Source organism: Pedobacter frigoris, from assembly GCF_005116445.1.
Taxonomy (GTDB): Bacteria; Bacteroidota; Bacteroidia; order Sphingobacteriales; family Sphingobacteriaceae; genus Pedobacter; species Pedobacter frigoris.
Genome location: NZ_SWBQ01000001.1, coordinates 543,105 through 559,372, shown reverse-complemented (window position 1 = coordinate 559,372; position 16,268 = coordinate 543,105). Strand labels below are relative to the sequence as shown.

At 40.3% G+C, this 16,268-nt stretch carries 15 protein-coding genes; 6 read left to right on the top strand and 9 right to left on the bottom strand.

Going from position 1 to position 16,268, the window contains the following annotated elements; translation table 11 throughout:
- The first annotated feature begins 30 nt into the window (after positions 1 to 30).
- The 3 genes from FA047_RS02430 (at position 31) to FA047_RS02420 (ending at position 1,612) form a co-directional block, all read left to right on the top strand.
- Complete coding sequence (locus FA047_RS02430) at positions 31 to 816, top strand: DUF2625 domain-containing protein (protein ID WP_225872606.1); 786 nt, start codon at positions 31 to 33, stop codon at positions 814 to 816.
- 68 nt (positions 817 to 884) lie between these two features.
- Positions 885 to 1,268 (top strand): hypothetical protein, encoded by a 384-nt coding sequence (locus FA047_RS02425; protein ID WP_136834389.1) that lies wholly within the window; start codon positions 885 to 887, stop codon positions 1,266 to 1,268.
- An 80-nt stretch (positions 1,269 to 1,348) separates the two neighbouring features.
- A complete protein-coding gene (locus FA047_RS02420) occupies positions 1,349 to 1,612 on the top strand; it encodes a 4a-hydroxytetrahydrobiopterin dehydratase (protein ID WP_136834388.1) in 264 nt (87 codons plus the stop codon).
- Between the two features lie 15 nt (positions 1,613 to 1,627).
- On the opposite strand, the gene FA047_RS02415 is transcribed toward FA047_RS02420, so the two are convergent.
- Together FA047_RS02415 and FA047_RS02410 are read right to left on the bottom strand one after the other, a co-directional pair.
- The gene (locus tag FA047_RS02415) at positions 1,628 to 2,335 is read right to left on the bottom strand and encodes a carboxypeptidase-like regulatory domain-containing protein (RefSeq protein WP_136834387.1); all 708 of its coding nucleotides are present in this window, start codon (positions 2,333 to 2,335) and stop codon (positions 1,628 to 1,630) included.
- Between the two features lie 225 nt (positions 2,336 to 2,560).
- A complete protein-coding gene (locus FA047_RS02410) occupies positions 2,561 to 2,929 on the bottom strand; it encodes a YybH family protein (RefSeq protein WP_136834386.1) in 369 nt (122 codons plus the stop codon).
- A gap of 141 nt (positions 2,930 to 3,070) precedes the next feature.
- On the opposite strand from FA047_RS02410, the gene FA047_RS02405 reads away from it, so the two are divergent.
- Positions 3,071 to 4,903 (top strand): glycoside hydrolase family 172 protein, encoded by a 1,833-nt coding sequence (locus FA047_RS02405; RefSeq protein WP_169304297.1) that lies wholly within the window; start codon positions 3,071 to 3,073, stop codon positions 4,901 to 4,903.
- 320 nt (positions 4,904 to 5,223) lie between these two features.
- Here the strand turns inward: FA047_RS02405 and FA047_RS02400 are convergent, their stop codons facing one another.
- The 4 genes from FA047_RS02400 to FA047_RS02385 form a co-directional block, all read right to left on the bottom strand.
- Positions 5,224 to 5,406, bottom strand: coding sequence for a hypothetical protein (locus FA047_RS02400; protein ID WP_136834384.1), 183 nt, complete (start codon positions 5,404 to 5,406; stop codon positions 5,224 to 5,226).
- Between the two features lie 34 nt (positions 5,407 to 5,440).
- Positions 5,441 to 6,970, bottom strand: a complete 1,530-nt coding sequence (locus tag FA047_RS02395; protein ID WP_136834383.1) for a sulfatase family protein — start codon at positions 6,968 to 6,970, stop codon at positions 5,441 to 5,443.
- A 50-nt stretch (positions 6,971 to 7,020) separates the two neighbouring features.
- A complete protein-coding gene (locus FA047_RS02390) occupies positions 7,021 to 7,335 on the bottom strand; it encodes a hypothetical protein (protein ID WP_136834382.1) in 315 nt (104 codons plus the stop codon).
- Between the two features lie 109 nt (positions 7,336 to 7,444).
- On the bottom strand, positions 7,445 to 9,718 hold the full coding sequence (locus FA047_RS02385) for a glycoside hydrolase family 95 protein (RefSeq protein ID WP_136834381.1): 2,274 nt from the start codon (positions 9,716 to 9,718) through the stop codon (positions 7,445 to 7,447).
- 222 nt (positions 9,719 to 9,940) lie between these two features.
- On the opposite strand from FA047_RS02385, the gene FA047_RS02380 reads away from it, so the two are divergent.
- Both FA047_RS02380 and FA047_RS02375 read left to right on the top strand, forming a co-directional pair.
- Positions 9,941 to 10,132 carry a cold-shock protein gene (locus FA047_RS02380; protein WP_136834380.1) on the top strand — a complete coding sequence of 64 codons (192 nt, stop codon included), beginning with the start codon at positions 9,941 to 9,943 and terminating at the stop codon, positions 10,130 to 10,132.
- A 138-nt stretch (positions 10,133 to 10,270) separates the two neighbouring features.
- Entirely contained in the window at positions 10,271 to 11,356 is a 1,086-nt protein-coding gene (locus FA047_RS02375) for an acyltransferase family protein (protein WP_136834379.1), read from the top strand.
- A 3-nt stretch (positions 11,357 to 11,359) separates the two neighbouring features.
- On the opposite strand, the gene FA047_RS02370 is transcribed toward FA047_RS02375, so the two are convergent.
- Genes FA047_RS02370 through FA047_RS02360 form a run of 3 tightly spaced genes read right to left on the bottom strand, consistent with a single transcriptional unit; the run spans position 11,360 to position 16,268 of the window.
- Positions 11,360 to 12,874 carry an arylsulfatase gene (locus tag FA047_RS02370; RefSeq protein ID WP_136834378.1) on the bottom strand — a complete coding sequence of 505 codons (1,515 nt, stop codon included), beginning with the start codon at positions 12,872 to 12,874 and terminating at the stop codon, positions 11,360 to 11,362.
- A 33-nt stretch (positions 12,875 to 12,907) separates the two neighbouring features.
- A complete protein-coding gene (locus tag FA047_RS02365; RefSeq protein ID WP_136834377.1) occupies positions 12,908 to 15,019 on the bottom strand; it encodes a S9 family peptidase in 2,112 nt (703 codons plus the stop codon).
- Between the two features lie 7 nt (positions 15,020 to 15,026).
- Positions 15,027 to 16,268, bottom strand: a complete 1,242-nt coding sequence (locus FA047_RS02360; protein WP_136834376.1) for an NAD(P)/FAD-dependent oxidoreductase — start codon at positions 16,266 to 16,268, stop codon at positions 15,027 to 15,029.

Sequence of the window (16,268 nt, the reverse complement as noted above, 5' to 3'; positions counted from 1 at the left end):
TGTGCGGTTTTACTATTTCAATAATTATCTTTGAAAAAGATATTGCATTCTTCTATGAAAATCGCCATCAAAACCATCATTCTCGCTTACATCTTCGTCCTATCCAATATTGCTTTTGCACAAAACAAAATGCAAAACATTGATGAATTAATTAACAAAACTGACCCTGCTTGGCCACTTGTGCTAAAATGGATAGATTCAGCAAGGAATAAAGTTGAGATATTACCCTGTGACTCATCAAGAGCAAAAGATGCGTTATTCAACACGCAGGTATCGACTTATTCCACTTTAGGTGCTGTAATTTATAATAGTGGTGGAATTATGATTGATAACGGCTGGATAAGAATCTTAGGATCGGGAGACTCCAGATTAAACCGTTCTGTTCCCGAATGGAATAAAGGAAAAACCATTAAAGAATACGGAGACAAACCAGATTATCTATTAGTTGCTGACGATGCAGTTGGTGGCTTCTTTGCGATCAATTATGGCGCATTTGGAAGTGATCTGAAGAACATTTATTACCTGGCTCCTAATAGTTTGAAATGGGAACCTTTGGGTGCAGGGTATAGCGAATTTGTTCGTTTTTGCTTTGACAGTGACCTCTCTCAATTTTATAAGGGACTAAGGTGGTCTACTTGGAATCAATTCATTGCAAACCTCGATGGGAACAAATCTTACAGCTTTCGACCTTACCTGTGGTCTCCGGAGGGTATTGACATAGAAAAGTGCACCAGAAAATTAGTTGCCACTGAAGATCTTTTCAAATTTAACCTTAACAAACAAAAAGAACTAAATTCTTCCTCTTCGTCAGAATAGCATCCTGTTTGTGATCTAAAATAAATGAACCTAAAACCTTATATTAGCAAGACCAACCAAACTAATCAATGAAACATCCGTACAAATCCCAGCTTCTGCTAAACCTGAAGTTGCATTATGATGATCCAAGCTGGCGTACAATTACATTTTTTGAGGCTCCAAAAGAGGAAATATTGTTTGTACTTCCTGATGAAGAAAACATAATAGCCGTCTTCAAAAACCTCCTCAGTGTGTTAGAAACACTTCCCGACATTGACCATCCAAGTGAACGTGTAGTCATCAGCTTCTGTTACAGAACTGGTGAAGGATATTGCTCGCAACTGATCAATCCAAATAGTCAGGACGAAATAAATCTGGCATTAATTGGATACCAGCCACAAAGAAAAATAAGAGCAGAAGAGCTACAGGAAATAACTGTAAGACCTGCTGCCCCTGTACTTGAAAGTCATTAACCAATAAACAACTTAAAAACTATTAAACTTAATCACAGCTGGTTTGTTGAACTTATACTGACAGACTAATATAATAGAAGATGGAAAATGTAGTTCAAAAACAGTGGGAAGAGATAGACAAAAAGCTATATAAAGTATTGCTTTTCAAGGATTTCCAGGAAGCCTTCGCTTTTATGGTAAGAGTAGCATTTGTGGCTGAGAAAAACAACCATCATCCCAAATGGACCAATGAATACAACAAAGTAGAAATCTGGCTGAGCACACACGATGCTGGTGATATTGTAACTGAAAAAGACAGAACCCTTGCAAAAGCGATTGATGAGTTATTAAATCTTAAGGCATAAGAATCAAACCAGCATTTATTTTTTTATAAATTCCTCATAGGACGCCTTAATATAACTTACCAACTGATAATCAGACCATTTTCTCAATTCATCAAGCTTCGGTGTATATAATATTTTAAACGCCGCCAGCTGTTCTTTACTAATCGGCACTGAGCCTAATATTTTAAGATCATTGAAACGTCTTTCTATTTCCTCTGCCAGTTCAGCTTCGTTTGCCAGCTGGTTCAATCGCCTCACCCTCTTTCCATCTTTGCCTAAAAGCTCATGAAAAAAAGTAAGGGGACTTCCTCCAAAAGGTGAAAGTAGACCAATCGGAGGTTTACCTCCATAAAAAATCCCTTTTTCTTTACTATAAGCCGCGCTGATTTCGGCAAAATGCTTAGAAGCTGTCTTACTTATGATTTTCACTTCGGCCAGTTGGTTATTGGGCCGCAATTGAATCTTAAGATTCTCAAGTCTGCCAATTCCAACCTGCTGGTCCATGTAACCAATAAGGCTCAATTTTAGTGTGTCTCCTACACTGCACATCATTTCAAAAATCCCAAGACCATCGGTGAGCGTATGTTTTCCCGTATTTTTATTAAACACCAAAACGTGCTCAATCCGCGCAGTAGTTCCCTGTTGAAAAACAGCTCCCTTTAGCAGTTTAGCACTCTGAGCAAAAACCTGAACATAGCTGGTTAACAGAAAAATAATAAGAAGTGAGCCGCATTTTAAGTTCATTTCCTGCAAGATAAGGATCAAATTTCCAGGAACCTGCCATTTTAACTTTATTTAACGTACTCTGACGTTCCTAACCTTTACGATCGTCATAAACCAACTTACAACCATCATAAAAGTTAAGTAACATCAAAAAATTCAGGGAAGAATTATTAGTTAAACGATCATCTCCCGCAAAACAGGAACTTTTATTTTAATTATTTTTCTATTCCCAGTAAACAAGACACCTTAGTTCAGCGATACATATAGCTCACTCTGTGTAAACCACTTCCCTTTTATCTTGCGCCACATTGCGGCGTAATTACCATGATATTTATCATTTTTATAGTTCCAAACACCCTTTTCCCAGGCCAACTCTCCACCCTTAGAGATCACAATTTCATCTGGCAGGCGTTCAAATAAAGGACTGCTTTTGGAAAACATATATTTCCAGTCTTCCACAATATTTTTTTTTCCAACTGTATGACTCCCATCTCCTGCAATCTGCACAAAATCTTTCATCCAGTACTTGGCTACCCCATCCACATCTTTTTTTGCGATACAGACATTGGAATCTAATCTCGACTGCCTGATTAAGGAAACATCTTCTGAACTCATGGCTACATGCTTTATTTTCGAATCCAAATATAGAATTGTATTTTAGTAAAAACACCATTACATCTTATGAAACGAGTCCTTTTATTCATAGCAATAAGCAGTCTATTTTTGAGTAGCAATGCACAGAAAAAGCAAATTAGTATGACTACAGAATTGAATAAATTGGCAAACATCAGTGATCTTCCAGCTTATTTGGATGAAACCAGGGTGACGCAAACTTCCTCTTATGATACAACCGGCAACAATGACGATGGCTTTAGCGGCAAGTATTCATTTGTACGCAAAAACCCTGACGGTTCTCTGGTGATATTTGAAGCAAAAGGAAATGGTGTGATCAACAGGATATGGACGCCTACCCCAAACAATGATACGTTAGATTTTTATTTCGAAGGATCCGTAAAGCCAAACTATTCGATATGTTTTTCTGATTTGTTTACCGGTAAAGTATATCCCTTCATCGCCCCGCTAACCGGCAATGAATTAGGAGGGTATTTCAGCTATGTACCAATACCCTTTAAAAATGGATGCAAAATTACTTCAAGAGGAAAGAAAATGGAGTTTTACCAGATCCAACAGCGAACTTACCCTGCCAACTATCAGGTTAAAAGTTTCAGTGGAAATCTTGATAGTCGGGAAATATCTGCATTAAATGCGGTATCTGAAAACTGGAATAAAGTTGCCAGCTTCAAAGGCAAATCCATTCACACAGAGAACTTACTTCGCAATGGCGACAGTATAACAATTGCGGATCTCAATAAAGGCGGTAGAATTACCGGGATCAGGTTGCATCATGCCGATAGCTTCAGGGGGCTCAACAAGAGCATGCAAATCCGAATTACCTGGGATGATGAAGATCACCCTGCGGTATTCATGCCGGTTGCCGATTTCTTTGGATATGCCTTTGGGAAAGAGTCTATGCAAAGTTTATTGCTCGGTTCTGCTGACAATACCAACTACTGTTATTTCCCTATGCCCTTTGGCAGCAAGGCTAAAATAGAACTACTTTACCTACAAAAAGTGGGTATGAGAACCGATCCCGTAAAAATATCTGCAGATGTATATTTCTCCGAAAAGCAATACGAACCACTTAAAGAAGGTAAATTTTATGCTTTCTGGAACCCGGAAAAGAAAACAACACCAGGGCAACCTCATTTATTTCTTGCCGGAAAAGGAAAAGGACATTATGTGGGAACTATATTGCAAGCGCAGGGTCTTACGCCTGGCATGACCTTATTTTTTGAAGGCGATGATGTAACTACTGTCGACGGGAAGCTTACCATACACGGCACCGGTTCCGAAGATTATTTTAACGGAGGCTGGTATGCACTATTAGATCGCTGGGATAGAAAAATGAGTTTGCCGCTTCACGGATCACTTGATTATTCTCTCCCTTACGCCAGAACCGGAGGTTATCGCCTGTTCATCTCAGATAAAATGCCATTTTCTAAAGAAATACGTCACACCATAGAGCATGGCCCTGAGAACAACAACAAACCCGGAGACTATACCTCCATAGCATTCTATTATGCCTCGAAATCCATTAATGAAGGTCAACAAAAGCTACCAGATTACAATTTAAATAAGATTTATGTACCTGATACTTTAATGGTTTATCCTCAACTGATGCAGTACACTATAAGCGGAGGTATCAAAATTGAGGGCAGCGTGTTTCACTGCACAAACGGAGGTGAGGTTAAAATAGACCTGAGTGATCTCCCAAAAGGGAATTATAAATTGTATGCTGATATGGAAAAATCTCCGGATGGTGCAGAAATCCAAATCTGGCAAAGGCAAAAACTAATGAGTAAAGCAATTTCATTCTATGCTGAAAAAAGAGAATCAGCACCAAATTCTTTTCTCTCCAATTTAGTTTTGGATGATTTTAAAAATGCAATAACCATTCACATAAAAAGAGATGTTGCAAAATCAATTGTAAATATACATCGTTTGATCCTCATCAAAAATCACCCCTAAGCAATTCACACAAGGGAACATCTCACCTCATTGTGGTGAAATACCACCATAACAACTTTATAGCGATGTAGCTTTTCAGTCCACTGGAGGCCATTTTCGGCTGTGGCAACTGGTTTGCAAATATGATAATGAAACTGACTATAAGTCACTTCAGAATACTTTGCTGCTGGTAATAGTTTTAGGGGCCAAGCAAAGTATTTAGGGATAGTGAGGGAGATCTTTTTAAGGTTTTATACGCTAATAATTATGTGTGGCGCATAATTATTCATTGAGCTCCAATGAGCGGATGTTCTTAGGGTTACATCCGCTCATGCTCAATCTCATTTCCTTATAACAATACTTCTTCCGGTAACCAAATGAAAAGTATACACCCTATATAGACCATCATCAGTAATTTCAATACTTTCCACAAGACCGGTTTTACTGAATGTATCAGTCACCATATCACCTTCTTTTACATCCTGCAATACATCTGATGGTGTATCGTTGTTTAATCTGATCATGTTTATGCTATTTAAAAACGGTTTTTACAACGACTTACTTTTCTCCTCTGATGGACATCAGCAATTCTGCCAATTCTTTTACCTTCTCAGGATTTTTAGAAGCCAGGTTATGCTGCTCACTCAAATCTTCTTTCAGATTGAATAATTGCGCTTCTTTCAGGTTTCCGGTCTCTATACCTACCAATCTGGCATAAGCAGGTCCATCACTCGGACTGATGTATTTCCATCCGTCTTTTACAATTGAAAGTGACGAGGCATGTTCGATTAATATCGCCCGACCTTTCTCAGATTTACCTAGAAAAGCATCCAGCGTATTTTCACTGTCCGGCCCATCACCTGCTGGAATAGGCTGACCTATAAGTTTTGAAAAAGAAGCAAGAAAATCAAGTTGACTCACTACCGCAGCAGAGACTTTTGGTTTTATAGTACCGGGCCAACTGATGATAAAAGGCACCCTTGTTCCGGCTTCAAGTGAGCTGTATTTTCCTCCACGCAACTTGCCTGCCGGCGTATGTCCATTTAGTTTAGTAACTGCTTCATCCTGGTAGCCATCGTCAAGCACCGGACCGTTGTCGCTACTAAATACAATTAACGTGTTCTTTTCGATGCCTAAGGTTTTCAATTGCTTCATGATCTCCCCCACTGTATAATCTAATTGAAGAATTGCATCCCCTCTTAAGCCAAGTCCGCTTTTGTCCCTAAACATAGTAGCCGGCATTCTCGGTACGTGTGGTTCTGTCAACGCAAAATAAAGGAAAAAAGGATTTTTCTGATGCGCCTCAATAAAACTTTGAGCTTTTGTAAGAAAAGTAGAAGAAACCTCTTCATCCACCCAACGGGCCATTTTCCCCCCACTCATATATCCGATCCTGCCAATGCCATTTACAATTGTATTGTTATGTCCCTGACCGGGTGAAGATTGCAATTTAAGCAATTCAGGATGTTCTTTCCCAGTGGGATCATCTCCAACTTTAGTCGTATAATCTACCGTAATGGGATCTTTAGGATCCAAAGCAACCACCTTATGGTTCTCAAGAAAAACGGTTGGAACCCTATCGGCAGTAGCCGGAAAAATGAATGAATAACCAAACCCGACCTCATTGGGCCCTGGTTTTACCGCTCCATTCCAATCCTTGGCAACAGCAGTTCCTAAACCGAGATGCCATTTTCCTACTATTGCAGTTTCATAACCAGCTTTCTGAAATAAGTTAGGAAGTGTAGTTTTATTGGTCGGGACAATCAATGCTGCATCACCAGGTAAAACGCCGGTTCCTTTTTTCCGCCATGGATACTCCCCGGTCATCAATGCATATCTGGAAGGCGTGCAGGTTGCTGAAGTGCAATGTCCGTCAGTAAAACGAATACCTGAAGCAGCAAGTTTATCTAAATTAGGTGTTTGTATTTTCGTTGCGCCATAGCAACTTAAATCACCATAGCCCAGGTCATCAGCACAGATAACTATGATATTTGGCCTGACAGCGGTACTTTTTTTTGAAGCATTTTGTGCTGAAACACCAAATGTTATGCTTATTAATCCAAGTGCAATTAGATTCCTAAATTTCATACATTAATTTTTTAAATTTTAATGAAAGTAGAAAATATTATTGCAGAAACTCAATATACATCGTCATCTTCATCATTATACAGGTCAATTTCTCTTCCTATTCGGTCAACTGTAAGCTCATTAAGTACGATTTCGAGCCTGTCTCCTTTAAGTTCTGGTTCATAAAAAGGAAGATCTCCAGCTACAACTTCAGCCGGCTCTACAAGGTCCCAGTCATCTCCATCAAAACAAACTGCGCCTAATATGCCTCCGAAATAGATTACCTTATAATAACCTTCATTTGTTGGCAGTATGGTTAACGTAACCTCTTTTTCTCCGTAACCAATTCTAATGTTAAATGGTTCTGTTTCCTTATTTTTTTCCATGTGATGTGCTGTAAACTAAGAGATTAACAGGCATACAGGAATAATGTTTTAGTTTAAACAATTTTAATAATGTTTAAACAAAATCTTTCCTTTGGTGTTAAATATATTTTTAAATGCCATTAAAATTATAGCTTTTCCCGGCCTGGGTTTTAAAAGTGTATTGATATCCATTTACACTTTTACTTTGTTTAAGCGCAAGATTAGACTTTAAAGCATTTGGCGCTGATATATTACAATCTGAACCTGATAAGGATTTAATGGTCAGTTTCACAATTTTCCCATTCTTCCATTCCATATTGCTGATTTCAAAATTACCTCTTGCACGTAAGCCCTTAACACTTCCCTCTGCCCATTCTTTAGGCAAAGCAGGAAGTAATTCTATGGTTGGGGTCTGACTTTGAAGCAGCATCTCCGCCACACCGGCAGTATATCCGAAATTACCATCTATCTGAAAAGGCGGGTGCGCGCAGAACAGGTTAGAGTAAATACCGCCGCCATTATTATAATCTACACCAGAGCCGCCTACCGGGGTGATGAAATTTTTGATCATCACATAAGCATGGTCACCGTCGTGAAAACGAGCCCAGAAATTCATTTTCCAGGCCATGGACCAGCCTGTAGAAGCATCTCCCCTTGCAAGAAGACTTACTTTTGCTGCTTTTGCCAGTTCTGGTGTTTCTACTACACTGAATTGTCTGCCCGGATGCAAGCCAAATAAATGTGAAACATGTCGGTGGTTGTCTTTAGGATCATCACGATCTGTTTCCCATTCCTGCAATTGGCCCCATTTGCCGATCTTTGGTTTCAGTAAATGCTCGCGCATATCCATTACCCTGTCTCTGTAAGTTTTATCTACACCCAAAGCATCTGCTGCTTCTATGTAATTGGTAAACAGGTCATACACTATTTGCTGATCATGTGAAACACCGTCTTCTCTGGGTCCATGCTCGGGCGACCAACCTTTAGGGGCCACAAGTGTACCGTCTTCTCTACGCTTCAGGTAATCATCCCAAAATTCAGTGATCTCTTTTATAATAGGGTAACCAAAATTCTTTAGATATTCCTTATCTTTTGTAAACGCATAGTGCTCCCATATAGATTGCACATACCATGCACTGCCTGGCGTGTTCCACAAGAAACTTTCACCACCAAAAATATTATTCTCTGTTTTTACGGTCCAGCCCCTTACACCCGGATATTCTTGTTTACTGTTCTCCTTTTTCACCGATCTCATACTGTTGATGTAATCGAGGTAAGGAATGTGAGATTCTGAAAGGTTCGTTGGCTCTGCCAGCCAGTAGTTCATCTGAATATTAATATTTGAGTGATAATCAGATCTCCAGGGCGGATTGTTGCTGTTGTTCCATAAGCCCTGCAAATTGGCCGGTAAGCCTCCTTTGCGTGACGAGCTGATCAGCAGGTACCTGCCATATTGAAAAATCAAGGCTTCCAATTGAGGATCTGCAGCTTTCCCATAATTTAATAGCCTTTTATAGGTAGGCAGCGCCAATACAGATACCGGAGTACTGCCAATATTCAATGACATCCTGCCAAAAAGGCTTTGGTAGTCTTTAACGTGATTATTTATAAGTGTCGCATAACTTTTAGCACCGGCCAAAGCAAGGATACGATTTACTTTGAGGTCAGGAGCTTCACCTTTCCACTTTTGCTCGCGTTTATTGCTGTAATCTGTAGCAGCAGCGAGCAAAAGGGTAAAGGAGTCTGCTTTATGAAGTGTCAACTGAAAACCACCCTTTCCATTAGGTTCAGTCGTTGCTTTACCTCCTTCAGTTTTCAATAATAATGTAGCGCTATAAGCCATTCCATTTTCCAGCTTACCTCTGATGATCAGTTTCAATCCTTCAGCTGTTTCCTTAATATCATGGGCATCTTTAATTTGAATTACGGCCGAATAAGCTGCTTTTTTATCAGCAGCATAATGTAATACCATGGTCTGATCGGGAAAACTGCAAAAATACTCGCGTTTATAAGCAACCCCTCCATTGGTATAAGATATGGTATGAACCCCTCTGCTAAGATTCGTCACTCTCTTGTAATCAGCAGGAACTGTTGTATTATCTGTATCTTTAAAATCAATAAAAATATTTCCGAAAGCCTGATAAGCTCCTGTATTGATCTCATCTCCGGTCCACAGGCTGATTTCGTTAAATTGTATCTGCTCTTTATCTACACCTCCAAACACCATACCCCCTATCCTCCCATTTCCAATTGGGTAGGCCTCCATCATCCAGTCTTTTGCCGGCTTGTTGTCCCAAAGCTTTAAATCGTCCTGCGTTTTTGTTGCTTTTACCTGTGCAATGGAACTTACCCTGAAAAGTAATAAGATAAATATTATTGAAAATTGGCTACTGAATAATTTCATTTCGAAAAAATGCTTTAATTAACAAAGTTATTCAATGATAACCAAAGCCATCAAAACAAAGTTCAGTGATTATAGCATATTGATAAACTATTTTAACAATTGCAGGCTCTTTAAATATTTTTTTAAAATTTGATGACTTTGTATGTAAACTTTCTCCTTGAAATTTTGTTTCTTTAGAATATTATACAAGAATTAATCAGTAGTCAATATAATTTAAATGCAATGCCACAAGGAACAGTAAAATTTTTCAATGAATCAAAAGGTTTTGGCTTTATCGTACCGGACAACGGAGATCCGGAAATCTTTGTTCATGTAACCGGTCTTATCGATAAAATCAGAGAAAAAGACGAGGTCACTTATGAAGTAGAAAATGGTAAAAAAGGCCTTAACGCGACACAGGTCAGAGTCGTTTAAGGACATTCTTAAGAAAAGCATCTCAAAAGGATGCTTTTTTTATGCTCAGTCTATCCACCCTATTTGTAACACTATAATGGGAATCTTGACAGAATCACCAATTTTTGGTAATCTTGGCACCGCAGATAAAATTTAACCATGAACACAGCTACTTTAACTCCTGAAATCTTAAAGACTAAACAACATTTTCAAATTCTTGACGGACTAAGAGGTGTAGCCGCTTTAGCAATTGTAGTTTTCCATTTTATGGAAATGGTATACCTGCCCGACAAAAACTTCATCGCGCACGGATTCCTTGCTGTTGATTTCTTTTTCTGCCTGTCCGGATTTGTAATCGCTTATGCTTACGATGACCGGATCGGAAAAATGGGCATCAGGGAATTCTTTAAATCAAGATTGATCAGGTTACACCCTCTTGTTGTCTTCGGCTCTGTAATTGGCTTACTCGCCTTTCTATTCGATCCTTTCGGTGGTGATCCCGGAGCTTACAGCGCAGGCAAAATTGCACTCATTTTCCTTTGCTCAATCCTGATCATTCCTTTTCCGGTCATCACAGAACGTTCGTTCAACAACTTCGGCTTAAATGCACCGGCCTGGTCATTGTTCTGGGAATACATCGCGAATATCGTTTATGCATTGGTACTTTGCAGACTTAACCGAAGGTATTTGGTTGTATTATGTGCCATTTCAGCCTGCACATTATTTTATGCAAGTCAACACGCCGGTGGATCTCTCCTGGGCGGATGGGACGGAAAGAGTTTTTGGGACGGCTGTGCAAGGATCTCTTACTCATTTCTTGCGGGTATGATCATCTATCGCTATAACCTGATCATTAAAAATAAGCTGGGTTTCTTAGGTCTTGCTGTACTACTGCTACTTGCATTCATCCTTCCTTATAGCAAATGGAACTGGCTTACTGAACCTGCTGTAGTGTTGTTTTACTTCCCGCTGCTGATCTCTTTAGGTGCCGGAACTAAGCTTAGTGAAGGCATTAAAAAGCTGTGTGTATTTTCGGGTAACATCTCTTACCCGCTATACATGACACACTATATGGTAATCTGGATGTTCATGAATTACAATATCGCACACAAACCTGACACAACACAACTGGTTCTGATCATAGTAGCAGGGACTATACTACTAGTAGGTTTTGCTTATCTGGTCATGGTACTTTATGACATTCCTGTCCGCAAATATTTAGCACGAAAAAGAATTAAGCAGTAGTCTTTAATTTGCATCTGCCCCGGCACCTTTTTTCGGCATCTTACTTTCTAAGAACTCCCATTCATTGATGTGTGAGATCTGATGTTCCTTTTTCATGATCGCATTGAATTTAGCGATCAGTTCAGGATGCTGTGCAGCTAAATCAGTAGTCTCTCCCATATCAGTCTTTAGGTTAAAGATCATCCAGGGTGCATTAATATCTTTACGTACATTAATGCGTACCCCTTTCCAGTCACCCATCCGTATCGCCACCTGCCCTCCTTTTTCCGGATATTCAAAATACAGGTATTCACGTTGCCGCTGCATATTTGGCTTACCAAGGAGTGTTGGCAACAGTGATATCCCATCTGTATTGTTGGTTTTAGCACCAGAAATCGCTGCAAAAGTAGCCATCATGTCAAACTGAGCAGAGATCAAATCACTGCTTGTATTTGCCGGAATTTTCCCGGGCCACCTTGCAATAAATGGCTCCCTTATCCCTCCCTCAAACAAATCCATTTTCAGTCCTCTCAACCCCGCTACACTATTGAAATATTTGGCCTGTACACCGCCATTAAATGTCGCTCCATTATCACTGCTAAACATGATAATGGTATTGTCATCAAGTCCTAACGCCTTCACCTTTTCCATAACCAGGCCAATCTGCTTATCCAGATAAGTAATCATGGCAGCGTAGGTCGACAGCGGATATTTGGAAGGATTATAACCATTCTGTCCATAATAAGGTTTTTCACCTGGGAATTTACCGATATATTGTGTGAGTTCTTCAGAAGGAACCTGCAGCCCTACGTGTGGTATAGTGTAGGGTAAATATAAAAAGAAAGGTTTCTTCTTATTGTTTTCAATAAACTTTAGTGCTTTCTCTGTCATCTTTGTAGCAGCATAGTCTTTACCTATGAAAGAGGCAAAATCTTCGTCTGTTGCTCTAGCAGAATCCAGGCGTTTATGAGAATCAAAATAGTGATTGGACAGTGTATCCCATTTACCGTTCTCCCATAGGTGTGTAGGATAGAAATTATGCGCCTGCTTTTGGTCTAACAGACCATAGGCATAGTCAAACCCCTGCTTATTTGGCGAACCAGTAGAATTATGCATCCCCAAGCCCCATTTACCGCTCATCCCGGTAGTATAACCCACACTCTTCAGCATCGCCGGAATGGTAAAAATACCTTCCGGTAAAGGCATTTGCCCGCCTTCCTTGTCATCGCTAAAGCCTCCCATTTCATAATTACCTCTGATGTAAGAATGCCCTCCATGTTTTCCTGTCATGAGCATACAGCGTGCTGGTGCGCAGACAGGCGTAGAGGTATAATGCTGAGTAAACTTCATACCTTCTCTGGCCATTTTATCCAGGTTAGGGGTCTTAATTAACTTTTGCCCATACGGCCCTGTCTCGCCATACCCCATATCATCTGCATAAATGTAAATGATATTTGGTTTTTTAGCCGAAACCTCAGACTGAGCAAAAACATTTCCGTTGATAAACAGTATCAATGCCAATAGAACTAGTTTATTCATAAAGCTAATATAGTGTTCTATTCACAATTTGATTTAAAAATTGTTCCAGTCAGGCGGCAATGTTTTCAAAAGATGGGTTATAAAAAAATCTCTTGATTTCCGGTGTCCGTACACCCCTCCGTCAGTATGCCCGGCTCCAGGTATGGTCAACAGATCGAATGTCTTTTTCGCTTTGATCAACTCATTGGCTACACGGTATGTAGATTCCGGAGGCACGTTTGAATCCAATTCTCCTACTACCAGCAGCAAGGCTCCTTTAAGTTTATACGCATTAGTGACATTAGACTGCTGGTCATAATGTGCTCCAACGGGGTAACCCATCCATTGCTCATTCCAGATCTGCTTGTCCACGCGATTATCATGACAACCACAGGCCGAAACAGCAGCATTATAAAATTCAGGATGAAACAGCAATGCGCCCAAAGCACTTTGTCCGCCGGCCGAAGTGCCGAATATCCCTACCCGTGAGGTATCTGCAAAAGCATACTTTTTTGCCATCGCTTTAATCCACAGGATGCGGTCAGGAAATCCAGAATCTGCAAGATTTTTCCAGCATACATCATGAAAAGCCTTAGACCGATTGGCAGTCCCCATGCCATCCATCTGCACCACCACAAAACCCAGATTAGCCAGACTTTGCATCTCACCATAGGCCACAAAATTTTTGGGAACAAAGGAGTCATGCGGACCCGCATAAATGTACTCTACTATCGGATAGCTCCTGGTACTGTCCAGATCTGAAGGCAAACATACGATGCCATAGATATTGGTTTTCCCATCTCTCCCTTTTGCGACAAACGGCTCCGCTTTCCTGACATTATGCTTAGACAAATAACCAACATCAGCCTGCTCAAGATCTGAAATCTTCCCGCCATCCGACGAACGGCGAAGCTCATGAACAGGTGGAATATTTACCTGCGAATAACTATCGGTAAAATATTTGTAATCCGGCGAATAATTCACTTTATGATTTCCCGCTTCAGGCGTAAGGGAAACCAGCTTTTTACCATCAAATCCAATACGATAGTAATGCACATTGTAGGGATCCTCACCCGCATTCACACCACAGGCGTTGAACCATATTTCACGTTTTACAATGTCAATACTATCAATTCCCTTTACTACCCAATTGCCTCTAGTAACAGGCTTTATCTGATTGGTTTTTGTATTGATCAGGTAAAGATGACGATAACCACTCCGTTCTGAAGAATAGATGATCTCATCGCTCTTTGGAAGGTATTTGGTAAAAACCCTCCATAAGAATATAAATGTATCTGTTTTTTCATCGATCACACTTCTGGAGGTTCCCTTTTCGGCATTCACCTCTATAATCTGATAGCGCTGTACGCCACGGTCCGGTCTGTTGAACAGAAACGTCTGATTATCCTTGTTAAAGTGTAATTCAGGAACACCATTGAAATCTATTTTAGGTAAATCTACCTTTACAGCATGTTTAGTCTGAGCATAAGGATTACCGATATACATCTCATAACTGCTGTTTTCGTCTCCTGGTTGTAAATAAGGCAAAGTAGTCAGTTCTCCGCGTGTAGTGTTTGAAACTGAAGAGCTTACTTTATATACACTTTTGGGTACAATTATCTTTGTCTTATAAAAAACGAAGTATTTACTGTCCGGCGACCAGGTTACTGCTCCGTAAGGCAACTCCTTATCTCCGTCTGTAGTCAGTTGTCTGGATGACTTATTTGCGTTATCAACCAAAAACAGATTGTTATTCCTTAAAGATATAAACCATTTACTGTCGGGCGATCGGTAAGCTGCAGAATCAGACCTCCGCGAATAGGATCTGTTTCTTTGGCGATTTAGAGGGTTCGTTAATTGAGGCCGGTCAAAAATTTTACTTTTCACACCGGTGGCAACATTCACTTCAAAAATCTCTTCCTTTTTATCTGCTGAGGATTTTACATACCAAAAACTCTTACCATCAGGTTTCCAATGTGGGGTCAAACTGGTATTGTAGATGTTTTTCGAAACTGCTGTATCCAGCATTAATGCCCGCTGATAATTAGAGAGTAGCTCAGCCGGTTCGGGATGATAGGGCAACCGGGCATTTTGTCCTTTTACATTCAGGGTCAAACTTAGACCCAGGCACACTAAAGCTACACAGCTCTTTTTTACATTTACCATACTAATTTCAGTTGTATCTGTCCGGAGAAAATAATCTCAAATCTATTGTAGTTTTTCTATTTGTAGCCAGCTCAGCTACCATCTTTCCCGTAGCAGGGGCCAGGCTCAATCCCATCATAGAATGCCCTCCGGCTATAATTAAATTTTTATACTGATAAGCATGCCCCAGGTAAGGTAAACCGTCAGGAGAGCAGGGCCTAAATCCATACCATACATCTTTCTCATCAGGCATAGCCAGATCAATGTTCTCAAAATACTTAGGTATAGAGTTCACAATGCCTTCCACGCGGTTCATGTTCACTTTAGCATTCATTTTGCCAAGTTCCATAGTTCCGCCAAACCTGATTTTATCGCCCATTGGTGTTATTGCCACCCTTGCTTCGCAGAGTATAGCCGGAATTTTCATCTCCGGTTTATTTTCCACATTGAAGGTATAGCCCTTTCCTGGCATCATCGGAATATTAATGTGTAGCAAGTCCGCAACTTCTTTCATCCAGGCTCCCGGCGAAAGTATAAACTGGTCAGCTTCAAATGCTTCGCCATCACAAATCGCTTTACTGATCACATCATTTCTATATTCAAAGCCGTTTATCTTCTTGTTTTTAATGATCTTAACACCTTTTGAAATCAGGTAAGTCCGCAATTGTGCATTCAGCAAATTTGGGTTTAAATGCGCATCACACCTGTAATGGGCCGCACCCAAAACCTTAAGTTTCTGATCGGGCTCCAGCTTTTGGAGCTCTGAGGGACTCAATATGCCAACATCCAGACCCATATCCTGGGCGATTTTTGCCACATGAACCTCTTCCTTTTCTCCTTCTTCGGTATTGTAGTACATCAGAATCCCATTCTGATGGTAGAAAAAATCAAAATCCGGCTCCTTCGCTAAATCCTGAAACAGCTGCTTGCTGAATAGGTTATAATCTTTGAGGTATGGGGCAGCAGCATCACATTTCTTCTGGTTGGCATTTTTTACAAACTTCAATCCCCAGCTCACAAGGTCAAGGCTCAGGCTGGGCCTGATATAAAAAGGGCTTCTCGAATTGGTCAGCCATTTCAGCCCTTTTGCTACAATGCCCGGTGAGGCCAGTGGAATAAAATGACTGGGTACCACCATACCGAGGTTTCCAAGGGAACTGTTGGCAGATAAATCTCCTTTATCTATTATCGTCACCTCATATCCCTCCCTATTCAAATAATAAGCTGAAAATAGCCCAATTATCCCACCACCAATAACTACTGCTCTCAT

Coding starts and splice junctions, on each gene's coding strand:
- FA047_RS02425 (WP_136834389.1), top strand. CDS start 885: ATGAAACATCCGTACAAATCCCAGCTTCTGCTAAACCTGAAGTTGCAT.
- FA047_RS02420 (WP_136834388.1), top strand. CDS start 1,349: ATGGAAAATGTAGTTCAAAAACAGTGGGAAGAGATAGACAAAAAGCTA.
- FA047_RS02415 (WP_136834387.1), bottom strand. CDS start 2,335: ATGAACTTAAAATGCGGCTCACTTCTTATTATTTTTCTGTTAACCAGC.
- FA047_RS02410 (WP_136834386.1), bottom strand. CDS start 2,929: ATGAGTTCAGAAGATGTTTCCTTAATCAGGCAGTCGAGATTAGATTCC.
- FA047_RS02405 (WP_169304297.1), top strand. CDS start 3,071: ATGACTACAGAATTGAATAAATTGGCAAACATCAGTGATCTTCCAGCT.
- FA047_RS02400 (WP_136834384.1), bottom strand. CDS start 5,406: ATGATCAGATTAAACAACGATACACCATCAGATGTATTGCAGGATGTA.
- FA047_RS02395 (WP_136834383.1), bottom strand. CDS start 6,970: ATGAAATTTAGGAATCTAATTGCACTTGGATTAATAAGCATAACATTT.
- FA047_RS02390 (WP_136834382.1), bottom strand. CDS start 7,335: ATGGAAAAAAATAAGGAAACAGAACCATTTAACATTAGAATTGGTTAC.
- FA047_RS02385 (WP_136834381.1), bottom strand. CDS start 9,718: ATGAAATTATTCAGTAGCCAATTTTCAATAATATTTATCTTATTACTT.
- FA047_RS02380 (WP_136834380.1), top strand. CDS start 9,941: ATGCCACAAGGAACAGTAAAATTTTTCAATGAATCAAAAGGTTTTGGC.
- FA047_RS02375 (WP_136834379.1), top strand. CDS start 10,271: ATGAACACAGCTACTTTAACTCCTGAAATCTTAAAGACTAAACAACAT.
- FA047_RS02370 (WP_136834378.1), bottom strand. CDS start 12,874: ATGAATAAACTAGTTCTATTGGCATTGATACTGTTTATCAACGGAAAT.
- FA047_RS02365 (WP_136834377.1), bottom strand. CDS start 15,019: ATGGTAAATGTAAAAAAGAGCTGTGTAGCTTTAGTGTGCCTGGGTCTA.
- FA047_RS02360 (WP_136834376.1), bottom strand. CDS start 16,268: ATGAGAGCAGTAGTTATTGGTGGTGGGATAATTGGGCTATTTTCAGCT.